15 protein-coding genes are annotated in these 11,353 nt (G+C 68.7%); 12 read left to right on the forward strand and 3 right to left on the reverse strand.

Annotation, left to right across the window (positions count from 1 at the left end):
* Positions 1–67: 67 nt before the first annotated feature.
* The 4 genes from OM513_RS20200 to miaB all read left to right on the forward strand — a co-directional run bounded on the left by OM513_RS20200 (position 68) and on the right by miaB (position 3,303).
* On the forward strand, positions 68–481 hold the full coding sequence (locus OM513_RS20200) for a MucR family transcriptional regulator (RefSeq protein ID WP_319951630.1): 414 nt from the start codon (positions 68–70) through the stop codon (positions 479–481).
* Positions 482–610: 129 nt separating this feature from the next.
* Positions 611–1,033 carry a Fur family transcriptional regulator gene (locus tag OM513_RS20205; protein WP_264946589.1) on the forward strand — a complete coding sequence of 141 codons (423 nt, stop codon included), beginning with the start codon at positions 611–613 and terminating at the stop codon, positions 1,031–1,033.
* Between the two features lie 33 nt (positions 1,034–1,066).
* Positions 1,067–1,930: a lysophospholipid acyltransferase family protein gene (locus OM513_RS20210; RefSeq protein ID WP_380916592.1), complete on the forward strand. Its 864-nt coding sequence runs from the start codon at positions 1,067–1,069 to the stop codon at positions 1,928–1,930.
* Between the two features lie 65 nt (positions 1,931–1,995).
* Positions 1,996–3,303: a tRNA (N6-isopentenyl adenosine(37)-C2)-methylthiotransferase MiaB gene (gene miaB, locus OM513_RS20215; RefSeq protein WP_264946590.1), complete on the forward strand. Its 1,308-nt coding sequence runs from the start codon at positions 1,996–1,998 to the stop codon at positions 3,301–3,303.
* Positions 3,304–3,310: 7 nt separating this feature from the next.
* Here the strand turns inward: miaB and OM513_RS20220 are convergent, their stop codons facing one another.
* Entirely contained in the window at positions 3,311–3,853 is a 543-nt protein-coding gene (locus OM513_RS20220; protein WP_264946591.1) for a hypothetical protein, read from the reverse strand.
* A 254-nt stretch (positions 3,854–4,107) separates the two neighbouring features.
* Between OM513_RS20220 and OM513_RS20225 the strand changes: the two genes are divergently transcribed.
* The 6 genes from OM513_RS20225 to OM513_RS20250 are packed head-to-tail and all read left to right on the forward strand — an operon-like array spanning position 4,108 to position 8,765.
* Complete coding sequence (locus OM513_RS20225) at positions 4,108–5,112, forward strand: PhoH family protein (RefSeq protein ID WP_264946592.1); 1,005 nt, start codon at positions 4,108–4,110, stop codon at positions 5,110–5,112.
* A 49-nt stretch (positions 5,113–5,161) separates the two neighbouring features.
* On the forward strand, positions 5,162–5,419 hold the full coding sequence (locus OM513_RS20230; protein WP_264946593.1) for a type II toxin-antitoxin system VapB family antitoxin: 258 nt from the start codon (positions 5,162–5,164) through the stop codon (positions 5,417–5,419).
* Positions 5,416–5,811, forward strand: a complete 396-nt coding sequence (locus tag OM513_RS20235; RefSeq protein WP_264946594.1) for a type II toxin-antitoxin system VapC family toxin — start codon at positions 5,416–5,418, stop codon at positions 5,809–5,811. Before OM513_RS20230 ends, OM513_RS20235 begins: the two co-directional genes overlap by 4 nt.
* Positions 5,811–6,320: an rRNA maturation RNase YbeY gene (gene ybeY, locus OM513_RS20240; protein WP_264946595.1), complete on the forward strand. Its 510-nt coding sequence runs from the start codon at positions 5,811–5,813 to the stop codon at positions 6,318–6,320. The genes OM513_RS20235 and ybeY overlap by 1 nt, the downstream gene beginning before the upstream one ends.
* An 8-nt stretch (positions 6,321–6,328) precedes the next feature.
* Positions 6,329–7,240: a hemolysin family protein gene (locus OM513_RS20245; RefSeq protein WP_264946596.1), complete on the forward strand. Its 912-nt coding sequence runs from the start codon at positions 6,329–6,331 to the stop codon at positions 7,238–7,240.
* A gap of 46 nt (positions 7,241–7,286) precedes the next feature.
* Positions 7,287–8,765: a PQQ-dependent sugar dehydrogenase gene (locus OM513_RS20250; protein WP_264946597.1), complete on the forward strand. Its 1,479-nt coding sequence runs from the start codon at positions 7,287–7,289 to the stop codon at positions 8,763–8,765.
* Positions 8,766–8,771: 6 nt separating this feature from the next.
* Here the strand turns inward: OM513_RS20250 and OM513_RS20255 are convergent, their stop codons facing one another.
* Positions 8,772–9,071: a polyhydroxyalkanoic acid system family protein gene (locus tag OM513_RS20255; RefSeq protein WP_264946598.1), complete on the reverse strand. Its 300-nt coding sequence runs from the start codon at positions 9,069–9,071 to the stop codon at positions 8,772–8,774.
* An 8-nt stretch (positions 9,072–9,079) separates the two neighbouring features.
* Positions 9,080–9,499 carry a VOC family protein gene (locus tag OM513_RS20260; protein WP_264946599.1) on the reverse strand — a complete coding sequence of 140 codons (420 nt, stop codon included), beginning with the start codon at positions 9,497–9,499 and terminating at the stop codon, positions 9,080–9,082.
* 98 nt (positions 9,500–9,597) lie between these two features.
* On the opposite strand from OM513_RS20260, the gene lnt reads away from it, so the two are divergent.
* On the forward strand, positions 9,598–11,157 hold the full coding sequence (gene lnt / locus OM513_RS20265) for an apolipoprotein N-acyltransferase (protein WP_264946600.1): 1,560 nt from the start codon (positions 9,598–9,600) through the stop codon (positions 11,155–11,157).
* 86 nt (positions 11,158–11,243) lie between these two features.
* The coding region (locus OM513_RS20270) for an S-adenosylmethionine synthetase N-terminal domain-containing protein (RefSeq protein WP_264946603.1) at positions 11,244–11,353 on the forward strand (110 nt) is incomplete at its 3' end.

Raw genomic sequence — 11,353 nt, forward strand, 5'->3', positions numbered from 1 at the left:
AAATGGTCCGATAGGGCCGGTACGCAGGCTTTTAGTGTCATGGCCGCGGCGCGTTGAAAGGAACATGATGGACGCTCAATCCGACATTCAGGAAACGCTGGTCACGCTGACTGCCGACATCGTGGCGGCGCATGTCAGCAATAACAGCGTTGCTGTTTCCGATCTTCCGCTCCTCATCCAGAACGTCCACGGCGCGCTCTCGGGCCTTGGCACCGTCGCGGTTGAGCCCGAAGCGAAGCAGGAACCCGCCGTTTCGATCCGTTCTTCGGTGAAGCCGGACTATATCGTCTGCCTGGAGGACGGTAAGAAGCTCAAGATGCTCAAGCGCCACCTGATGACGCACTATCAGATGACCCCGGAGCAGTATCGCGCCAAGTGGGGCCTTTCGCCCGACTATCCGATGGTCGCCCCCAACTATGCCGAGCAGCGCCGCACCCTGGCGAAGAAGATCGGCCTGGGCACCAAGCGCCGCAAGCGCTGACCCGCGCCGCGCGCGAATGCCGCAGTTTCCAAAGCCCCTCCCATAGCGGAGGGGCTTTTCGTTTGTGCCGCCTTTCCCGCCGCGTCCAATGACGGTACAGCAGGGCGCCCGGCGAAGCGGAAGGAGCCAATGGCGCGCAAGATCGACCTGGAAGCATTGTGCCACGAAAAGGGGCTGCGCATCACCGAGCAGCGCCGCGTGATCGCGCGCGTGCTTTCGGAGGCCGAGGATCATCCCGATGTCGAGCGCGTCTATGAGCGCGCCTCGGCGATCGATCCGGGCATTTCGATCGCCACCGTCTATCGCACCGTGCGCCTGTTCGAAGAGGCCGGCATCCTGGACCGCCACGATTTCGGTGACGGCCGCGCGCGTTACGAGCCCGCACCCGAGGCGCACCACGACCACCTGATCGACGTCGAGACCGGCCGCGTGATCGAATTCGTCGATCCGGAGCTGGAGCTGCTTCAGAAGCAGATCGCCGAACGGCTGGGCTTCCGCCTGGTCGATCACCGCATGGAGCTCTATGGCGTCGCGCTCGATCGCAAGAGCTGAGGCGGGGCAGGACGGGTCGGGCGCCGCGCTTCCGTGACCGCCGCCGATCCCCGCCGCGCCGCCGCCGCCACCGGCGAGATCACCCGGCTGACCCCGGCAGAGCAGGCGCGCGTCGCGATGCGCTTTGCGATGCTGCTGGGCGCGGTGCTGGTGTGCGTGCCGCTCCATTACCTGATCCGGCTGTTTCGCCTGCCATCGCCGATGCCGCGCTTCTTCCTGGGCCGGGCCGCATGGATCGCGGGTGCGCGGGTGAAGGTGACGGGCGTACCGCTGAAGCGCGACGTTTTCTACATTTCGAACCATGTGAGCTGGATCGATATCCTGGCGCTGGGCGGAGCGAGCGGCACCGCCTTCGTCGCCAAGGCGGAGCTGGCCACATCGCCGCTGGTCGGCTGGCTCGCGGGGCTAAACCGTACCGTCTATGTCAAGCGCGAGAACCGGCTGGGCGTGGCCGAGCAGATCAACCAGCTCCGCGACGCGCTGGCGGAGAATTGGGCGATCACCGTCTTTCCCGAAGGCACCACCACCGACAACAAGTCGCTGCTGCCGTTCAAGACGCCGATGCTGCGCGTGCTGGAGCCGCCGCCGCCCGGCGTGATGGTGCAGCCGGTGCTGCTCGATTACGGGCCGGCGGGCGAGGATCTGGGCTGGATCGGCAACGAAGGCGGGGTGAACAACGCCCGCCGCGTGCTGGCGCGCAAGGGCAGCTTCACGCTCAACGTCACCTTCCTGGACCCGTTCGAGCCGCACGAGTTCGCCGGGCGCAAGGCGATCGCCGCCGAAAGCCGCCGCCGGATCGAGGAAGCGTTGACGGCCGTGCTGGGCCACCCGCCGCGCCCCTTCGCCTATGACGTGGGGCCGGTGCGCTACGAGGCGCCGGGAGCCGCGGCGCAATAGCGCGGACGGCGCCCCTCGCCCCGCTCTTCCGGGCCGGGCGCGATGGGTCTATAGGCCCGCCGGTTATGACCACCCCCAAGACCTTTCACGTCAAGTCGTTCGGCTGCCAGATGAACGTCTATGACGGCGAGCGCATGGCCGAGCTGATGGCCGCGCAGGGCCTGTCCGCTACCGACGACGCCGACGCCGCCGATCTGGTGGTGCTCAATACCTGCCACATCCGCGAGAAGGCGACCGAGAAGGTCTATTCGGACATCGGCCGCCTGCGGAAGGACGGGCGCAAGCCGATGATCGCGGTCGCCGGATGCGTGGCGCAGGCGGAGGGCGAGGAGATCGTGCGCCGCGCCAAGGTGGACGTGGTGGTGGGGCCTCAGGCCTATCACAACCTGCCGAAGCTGGTGGCCGATGCCGCCGCCGGCCGCGCCGCGCTCGATACGGACATGCCCGCCGCCAGCAAGTTCGGCGCGCTGCCCGGCCGCCGCAAGTCCGGCCCCACAGCCTTCCTGACCGTGCAGGAAGGGTGCGACAAATTCTGCACCTATTGCGTCGTCCCCTATACCCGCGGCGCCGAGGTGAGCCGCCCGTTCGACGCGATCGTGGCCGAGGCGAAGGCGCTGGTGGACGCGGGCGCGCGCGAGATCACGCTGCTGGGCCAGAACGTCAACGCATGGGACGATGCCGAGGGGCGCGGGCTGCACGGTCTGATCCACGCGCTCGACCGGATCGAGGGGCTGGCGCGCATCCGCTATACCACCAGCCACCCCAACGACATGCGCGAAGGGCTGATCCGCGCGCATGCGGAGGTGGCGAAGCTGATGCCCTATCTCCACCTGCCCGTGCAGGCGGGCAGCGATCGCATCCTGAAAGCGATGAACCGCAGCCACACGCGCGACAGCTATCTGCGCATCCTGGATCGCGTCCGCGCCGCGCGGCCTGACATCGCGCTGTCGGGCGACTTCATCGTCGGCTTCCCGGGCGAAAGCGACGCGGATTTCGAGGATACGATGTCGCTGGTCGCCGCGGTGGGCTATGCCCAGTGCTTCAGCTTCAAATACAGCGCCCGCCCGGGCACGCCCGCCGCGGAGATGGACGGCTTCGTCCCCGCCGAGGTGATGGACGAGCGCCTCCAGCGCCTCCAGGCCGCGCTCAACGCCAGCCAGCTCGCCTTCAACGAGGCGACCATGGGCAAGCCCTGCCAGGTCCTGCTCGAACGCCCCGGCCGCAAGCCCGGGCAGAAGGTCGGCAAATCGCCGTGGCTCCAGTCGGTCCATCTGGAGACCGATGCCGCGATCGGCGATCTGGTGACGGTGGAGATCGTCCAGGCCGGGCCGAACTCGCTGGGCGGGGTGGAGCGGGTTCAGGCGGCGGCCTGAGCGCGCTTCACGGATTCGCCAGCGCCGCCGTTCCCACCAGCGCATTGGCGGCTTCCTCTGCGGGGCCGTTGTAGAGCACGCCGATGTTGAGCGGCTTGCCCTGCGCGGTGATCTGCCACCATCCGGCATAGGTGCCGGCGGTGCCCGTGCCGCTGGTCGCCCACAGCTTCGGCGGGCTGGCCCAGGCCGGCCCCTCCTCGCCGCTCGGCGCCAGCCCCTGGCTCGCCGCCAGCCCCTTGAACTGTTCGGCGAAGTCCATCTTCGGGTTCCAGGTCACGCTGGCGAAGCCGATCGCTTCGGTGCAGCCCTCCGCCGCGCGGCAGCGCAGCTCATAGCGGCAGGTAAAGGAGGCTGCGTCGCCCGTGGCCGATTTCAGTTCGAAACGGCCCGCGGTTTCGGGCAGCCCCTGCGGCGCGGTATCCACCGGGCAGACCAGGCCGGACGCGATGTGGCGTTTGCCCCAGTCCGCGTCCTGCCAGCCCGCATCCTGCCGGCCCGCGTCTGGCGCAACGGCGCCCGCGATCGATAGCGCGATCAGCATGGCGATCATCGGCACTCCCCTCCCGGAATCGTTACGTCCGCGATCAGCGTAGCAAGGAAGTCACGCCGCGGGAAATCCTGCGCGGCGCGCCGCTTTTCGCTGTCCCGGCGGCGCGGCTTCTGCCAGAATCGGCGGCGCATGAAGCCTGTGCCCCGTCCCGCCCGCCAGGGAACCCCGCGCCAGCCCGAACGGCCCGGCGCCCGGCCCGGCGGCGCCCTTGCCCGCACGGCCCGATCCGCACCCCATCACAGACAAGGAGCCGCATGAGCCGCAAGCCTGTCCCCGCCCAATCCGGCGAGCGTAGCCGCGCCGAGGTGACCTTCGACAAGCCCCAGCTCCTGCCGCAGCTCTTCGGCGAATATGATGCGAACATATTGGCGCTGGAGGAGCGGCTGGGCGTCTATATCCACGCCCGCGGCCAGCGCGTGCTGATCGAGGGCACGGCCGAGGCGGTGGCCCATGCGCGCGAGGTGCTGCAGGAGCTGCACACCCGCGTAATACGCGGCGAGGAGATCGACGCCGGGCTGATCGACGCGGTGATCGCGATGTCGAGCGAGCCGATGCTCCACGGCATCGTGCGCGCGGAAACCGGGGTGGGCGGCCTGCCCCCCATCATGATCCGCACGCGGCGCAAGACGATCGTGCCGCGCTCCGCCGCGCAGACGCATTACATGCGCGAGCTGGTCAACAACGACATGATCTTCGCGCTTGGCCCGGCGGGTACCGGCAAGACCTATCTGGCGGTGGCGCAGGCGGTGGCCCAGCTCATGACCGGCAGCGTCCAGCGGCTGATCCTGTCGCGCCCGGCGGTGGAGGCCGGCGAACGGCTGGGCTTCCTGCCCGGCGACATGAAGGAGAAGGTCGATCCCTATCTCCGCCCGATCTACGACGCGCTGTATGACTGCATGCCGCCCGAGCAGGTGGAGCGGCGCATCGCCAGCGGCGAGATCGAGATCGCGCCGATCGCCTTCATGCGCGGCCGCACGCTGGCCGACGCCTTCGTGATCCTGGACGAGGCGCAGAACACCACACCGGGGCAGATGAAGATGTTCCTCACCCGCTTCGGCCAGAACAGCCGGATGGTGATCTGCGGCGATCCCAACCAGACCGACCTGCCCGGCGGCACCGCGGCATCGGGGCTGAACGACGCGGTGATGCGGCTGGAGGGCGTGGAGGGCATCTCGATCTGCCGCTTCAGCGCCGCCGATGTCGTGCGCCACCCGATCGTGGGCCGGATCGTCATGGCCTATGAGGGGCCGGATGCTTGAAGTCCGGGATATCCTGAATTAGATACGGGATATCCCTGCGGAGATTGCGATGGCATCCCTGTACATCAAGGATCGCGAGACTGCAGCGCTCGCCGCCGAACTCGCAGCGGAGCTCGGCACGACGAAGACCGAAGCGGTGCGCGATGCGTTGCGCCGGCGGATAGCCGAAATCGCGGCGCCGAAATCCGGGTCCGGCCAGGGCCTGCTCGAACGGCTCGACGAATGGCGCAAGGCGAATCCCCTGCCGCCTCCTACGGGCCTGAAGGCCGACAAGGCCTTTTTCGACGATCTGTGGGGCGAGATTTGATCTTCGTCGACGCATCCGCGCTGGTCGCGATTCTGGCCGGAGAAGCGGAGCGCCCTGCCCTGATCAGCGCGCTGGACGGGGATTCGGAAAGGCTATGGTCGGCAATGTCATGCTGGGAAGCGGTTGCAAGCCTCCGGCGCTCCTACGGGATGGACGTTGTCACCGCGCGCCGCGAAGTTGAAAGCGGGGCGCGTCTGATGGGACTCGAGCTCGTGCCAATCGGCCCGGAAGAACTGACTTGCGCGCTCGATGCCTATCAGCGCTTCGGCAAGGGCAGTGGCCATGCCGCGCGCCTCAACATGGGCGATTGCTTCGCCTATGCCTGCGCCACGACCAACGATGCCAGGCTGCTCTACAAGGGCGACGATTTCGCCCGCACGGATATTGCCTGATGCTTGACGTCGCGGGCATCGTCGAGCCCGGCTGGCCGGAGCAGGACTGGGAGGATCTGGCCGCACGCGCGTCCGCCGCGGCACTGGGGCAGTCACCTTTCGCCGAATGGGCCAATGCACCCGCCGTCATCGAAGTGGCGGTCCGCTTCACCTCCGACGAGGAGGTCCGCATCCTCAACCGCGACTACAGGCAGAAGGACAAGCCCACCAACGTCCTGTCCTTCCCCATGATCGAGCCCGACCTGCTCGAATCGGTAACGATGAACACCGACGACGGCGAGGTGATCCTGGGCGATATCGTACTCGCCCATGGCGTCTGCGCGCGCGAGGCGGCGGAACGCGGCATACCGGTTCAGGATCATGCCGCGCACCTGATTGTCCACGGCACCCTCCATTTGCTAGGATATGACCATCAGGGGGATGCGGAGGCCGAGGCCATGGAGGCCATGGAGCAGGCCGCGATGGCCGACCTCGGCCTGCACGACCCCTATCCGGTACGCGAGGACTGACCACCACCATGCCCGAGGGCCAAAGTAGCAGCGGCAACGGCGAGAACCACGACAGCGGCGGGATATGGCGCGGAATCCGCACCCTGCTGTTCGGGGACACCCAGGAAGAAACGCTGCGCGAGCGCATCGAGGACGCGATCGACGAGCATGAGGACGAAGGCGGCAAGTCGCCCGCCGGAGACCTGGCCCCGATCGAGCGGCAGATGCTGCGCAACCTGCTCCATTTCGGCGAGCGCGACGCGGGCGACATGGGCGTGCCCCGCGCGGACATCATCGCCGTGGACGAGTCGGCGCCCTTCGACGACGTGGTGAAGCTGTTCGCCGAGGCGGGGCACAGCCGCCTGCCCGTCTATCGCGGCGCGCTGGATACGGTGGTGGGCATGGTCCATGTGAAGGACGTGTTCGCGATCCTGGCGACCGGCGCGCCGCCGCCGCCCGACGTTTCCGGCCTGATCCGCAAGCCGCTGTTCGTGCCGCAATCGATGGGCGCGCTCGATCTGCTTGCCCAGATGCGCCAGAAGCGCACGCACCTGGCGATCGTGCTCGACGAATATTCGGGCACCGAGGGGCTGATCACGATCGAGGACCTGATCGAGGAGATCGTGGGCGAGATCGAGGACGAGCATGACGAGGCGCCTCCCGCGATGCTGGTGCCGATCGACGGCGGCGGATGGGAAGCCGACGCCCGTGCCGAGCTGGAGGATGTTGCCGAGACGATCGATCCCCGGCTGGCCGAGCTGGAAGAGGATGTCGATACGCTCGGCGGCCTCGCCTTCGTGCTTGCTGGCCACGTCCCCAAGCCGGGCGAGATGCTGGCGCATGACAGCGGCTGGACGCTGGAGATCGTCGAAGCCGATCCGCGCCGCGTGACGCGCCTGCGCCTGCACCCGCCGGAGGAGAAGGCCGAGGCGGAGGAGTGATCGCCGGGAACTGGTAATCGGCGCTCCGCGCCCCTATCCTGGCGCTATGCCAAGGCTTCTCAAGCGCATCCTGATCTCCGCCGCCGTACTCGCCGTGATCGGCGCCGCCGGCATCTGGTGGGCGCTCCGCCCCGACGTCGCCCTGCTCAGCGCTGATGCCGGCACGGGCAAGGTCCCCGATCTGGGCGCGCCGCGTTACCAGAATGTGCCCACGATGCGCGTCGCCGATGCGGTCGGCTGGGCCGCGGGCGCGCAGCCCAAGGCGGCGGCGGGCCTGAAGGTACAGGCCTTTGCCGAGGGGCTGGAGCATCCGCGCTGGCTGTATCGCCTGCCCAACGGCGATATCCTGGTGGCCGAGACCAACTCGCCACCGCGCGACGTGGGCGGCATCACCGGGCTGGTGATGGGCTGGCTGATGGGCAAGGCGGGCGCGGGCGTGCCCTCGCCAAACCGCATCACGCTGCTGCGCGATTCGAACGGCGACGGCGTGGCGGAGACGCGCTCGGCCTTCCTCACCGGGCTCAACTCGCCCTTCGGCATGACGCTTATGGGCGGCTGGCTCTATGTCGCCAACACCGACGGGCTGGTGCGCTTCCCCTATAAGGAGGGCGACACCAGGATCGCCGCCAAGCCGGAGAAGGTGGTCAGCTATGCCGGCGGCGGCAACCACTGGACGCGCGACGTGGTGGCCGCGCCCGACGGCAAGAGCCTGTTCGTCTCGGTCGGCTCCTCGTCGAACATCGGCGAGAACGGGCTCGATAAGGAAGGCTCGGCGATCTACGAGGGCGACGCGCTCGCGCTCGCGCGCAATCCCAAGGCCGCCGAACAGGGCCGCGCGCTGATCCTGGAGATATTCCCGGACAGCAAGACGATGCGCGTCCTCGCCTGGGGCCTGCGCAATCCCGTCGGCCTGGCGTTCGAGCCGGTCAGCCAGCGGCTGTGGACCGTCGTCAACGAACGCGACATGATGGGTTCGGACAGCCCGCCCGATTATCTGACGCGCGTCGAATTCGGCGGCTTCTATGGCTGGCCGTGGAATTACTGGGGCGGGTATGAGGACCCCCGCGTATCCCCCGGCCGCCCGGACCTGCGCGAATATTCGCGGCGCCCCGATTTCGGCCTGGGGCCGCACGTCGCGCCGCTGGGCCTCACCTTCGCATCGGGCGCGCGGCTGGGGCCGAACTGGTCGAACGGCGCTTTCATCGGCCTGCACGGTTCGTGGAACCGCGAGCCGCTGTCGGGCTACAAGGTCGTCTATGTCCCCTTCGGCGACAACGGCCTGCCCGCCAAGGACGCCAAGCCCGTGGACGTGCTCACCGGCTTCCTCGACGCCGGCGGCAAGAAGGCGCAGGGCCGCCCGGTGGGCGTGATCGTCGATGCATCGGGCGGCCTGCTGGTCGCGGACGACGTCGGCAACCGAATCTGGCGCGTCAGCTCCGCGCAGACCCCGGTGCCCGAACCGGCCCCGGGGCCGAAGCCGGCTCCGTCCCCCTCGCCCACCCCAAAGGCGGCGAAGGGCAAATAGCGCGCGTCAGGCGAGCAGCGCCGCTCCCTTCTCGATCAGCTTGTCGCGAATCTTGCCCGCGAACATCGCGGCATAGCCGGGCAGCTCCAGCTCGGCGCGGACATGGCCGTCGTCCGCATACAGGCGGCAGGGCACCGCCACGCCCATCGTCGCCACGCGGAAGTGATAGGTGTCGCCTTCCCAGTGCGCGTCGCTCATCGTGCCGCCGGGCACCATGTCGGCCAGCCGCTCCGCCCCCGCCGCGATGCGCGCGCGGGCGCCGTCGCGGCCCAGGCCGTGCGGGATTTCCACGATCAGGGGATCCATCGCAGCACCTATTTCGCGAAGAGCTGCGAATCGTCGCCGAACGCCTTGAACTCCAGCGCGTTGCCGCTGGGATCCAGGAAGAACATCGTCGCCTGCTCGCCCACCTGTCCCTTGAACCGCACATAGGGGGCGATGCCGAAGGGCACGTCCGCCGCCGCCACGCGCGCGGCCAGCGCCTCCCAGTCGGCCATGGTCAGCACCACACCGAAATGCGGCACCGGCACATTATGCCCGTCCACCGGATTGTTCGCGGCCACGGCCCGGGCGCCGGGATGCAGATGCGCCACGATCTGGTGCCCGAACAGATCGAAATCGATCCAGCTTTCCGACGAGCGCCCCTCCGGACAGCCGAGGATGCCGCCATAGAAGGCGCGCGCCGCGGCAAGATCATGGACCGGAAAGGCGAGGTGGAACGGCCGGATGCTCATGGCCCAGCGCCTAGCAACCGCGCGGGCCGGGCGAAAGGGCGGCGCATCGCCCCGCGGCCCGTTCCGTCGCCCGCATGGATCGGCTAGTGCTTGCGCCCGTGCTTCACCCGATCCTCTCCCGCCGCCCCGTCCTGATCGCATTCGCCGCCGGGCTGGTCTCGGCGACCGGGTTCGCGCCGCTGGAGCTGTGGCCGGTGCTGCTCGCGGCGCTGGCGCTGCTGCTCCACCTCGTCTTCGCCGCGCCCACGCTGCGCGCGGCGATGCTGCGCGGCTGGGCTTTCGGGGTGGGCCATTTCACCGTCGGCAACAACTGGATCCAGCACGCCTTCGATTTCCAGGACAAGATGCCGCCCGCGCTCGGCTATGGCGCGGTGGCGCTGCTCGCGCTGTACCTCGCCGTCTATCCGGCGCTGGCGATGGGGCTGGCGTGGAAGTTCGGCCGTCGCGGCGATACGCCCGACGCGGGGTTCGTGCTGATCGCCGCCGCGGCATGGATCGTCGCCGAATGGCTGCGCGGCGGGCTGTTCACCGGCTATCCGTGGAACCCGCTGGCCGTCGCCTGGGTGCCGGTGCCGGGGGTGCGCGACATCGCGGCGTTCACCGGCACCTATGCGCTGTCGGGCATCGCGATCCTGGCGGCGGGGGCGCTGCTGCTCGCACTGCGCCGGCGCTGGCACGCCGCCGGAACGTTCGCCGCAACCCTGCTCGCGGTGACGGCGGTAACGACGCTCGCGCGCCCGGAGGCTCCCGCACCCGCCGCGCGGCGAACCGTCGCGATCGTCCAGCCCAACATCGGGCAGGAGGATGTGCTGTCCGACTATCGCAGCTACTCCGCGCATGTACTGGAGCGGCTGATCGCGCTCAGCGGCAAGCCCGGCGCCCGGCCCCGGCTGCTGTTGTGGCCGGAGGGGATGGTCAACTATTACCTGGAGGACGGCTACCGCCCCTATTGGTACGATGGCCACGACCCCCGCTATATCCGCGCGCGCATCGCCGCGCTGCTCGGCCCCGGCGACATGGCGCTGCTGAGCGGCAACGCGCTGCGCTTCGACGAGCGCGATCGCATCTATGGCGCGGGCAATTCGGTGTGGCCGCTTGCGCCGTCCGGCATGCTCGGCACGCGCTACGACAAGGCCCACCTTGTCCCCTATGGCGAATATCTGCCGCTGCGCGCGCTGCTGGCGCCGCTGGGGCTGGCGCGGCTGGTGATGGGCGACATCGATTTCCTGCCCGGCCCAGGCCCGCGCACCATCCCCGTCCCCGGCTTCGGCAAGGCGGGCATCCAGGTCTGCTACGAGATCATCTTCTCGGGCGCGGTGGTGGACCGCGCGGACCGGCCCGATTTCATCTTCAATCCCTCCAACGACGCCTGGTTCGGAAGCTGGGGGCCGCCGCAGCATCTGGCGCAGGCGCGGCTGCGCGCGATCGAAGAGGGGCTGCCGGTGCTGCGCGCGACGCCCACCGGCGTCTCCGCGGTGATCGATGCACGCGGCCGGCTGATGGGCACGATCGGCGCGGGGCGGGAGGGGCTGCTGGAGCTGCCGATGCCCGGCCCCCTGCCGCCGACGCTGTTCGCGCGGCTGGGCAACTGGCTCGCCTTCGCGGCCGCAGCATTGTTTGTCGTGATGACGATTGCCATCCGTCGCGCCGCGCGCTAGGGATCGGACGCCATATAAGGAAAGCTTTATATCCCGGAATGGCAACGGCCGGTGCTTTCCAGAACGCCAAACACTAAGGAGCCCACATGCGTTCCAGCTATCTTTTCACGTCGGAGTCTGTGTCGGAGGGACATCCGGACAAGGTGTCGGACCAGATCAGCGATTCGATCGTGGACCTGTTTTTGTCGAAGGATCC

This window comes from Sphingomonas canadensis (assembly GCF_026013525.1).
GTDB classification, from domain to species: domain Bacteria; phylum Pseudomonadota; class Alphaproteobacteria; order Sphingomonadales; family Sphingomonadaceae; genus Sphingomonas; species Sphingomonas canadensis.

Coding starts and splice junctions, on each gene's coding strand:
- OM513_RS20220 (WP_264946591.1), bottom strand. CDS start 3,853: ATGATCGCCATGCTGATCGCGCTATCGATCGCGGGCGCCGTTGCGCCA.
- OM513_RS20225 (WP_264946592.1), top strand. CDS start 4,108: ATGAGCCGCAAGCCTGTCCCCGCCCAATCCGGCGAGCGTAGCCGCGCC.
- OM513_RS20245 (WP_264946596.1), top strand. CDS start 6,329: ATGCCCGAGGGCCAAAGTAGCAGCGGCAACGGCGAGAACCACGACAGC.
- OM513_RS20205 (WP_264946589.1), top strand. CDS start 611: ATGGCGCGCAAGATCGACCTGGAAGCATTGTGCCACGAAAAGGGGCTG.
- OM513_RS20200 (WP_319951630.1), top strand. CDS start 68: ATGGACGCTCAATCCGACATTCAGGAAACGCTGGTCACGCTGACTGCC.
- OM513_RS20260 (WP_264946599.1), bottom strand. CDS start 9,499: ATGAGCATCCGGCCGTTCCACCTCGCCTTTCCGGTCCATGATCTTGCC.
- miaB (WP_264946590.1), top strand. CDS start 1,996: ATGACCACCCCCAAGACCTTTCACGTCAAGTCGTTCGGCTGCCAGATG.
- OM513_RS20250 (WP_264946597.1), top strand. CDS start 7,287: ATGCCAAGGCTTCTCAAGCGCATCCTGATCTCCGCCGCCGTACTCGCC.
- ybeY (WP_264946595.1), top strand. CDS start 5,811: ATGCTTGACGTCGCGGGCATCGTCGAGCCCGGCTGGCCGGAGCAGGAC.
- OM513_RS20230 (WP_264946593.1), top strand. CDS start 5,162: ATGGCATCCCTGTACATCAAGGATCGCGAGACTGCAGCGCTCGCCGCC.
- OM513_RS20255 (WP_264946598.1), bottom strand. CDS start 9,071: ATGGATCCCCTGATCGTGGAAATCCCGCACGGCCTGGGCCGCGACGGC.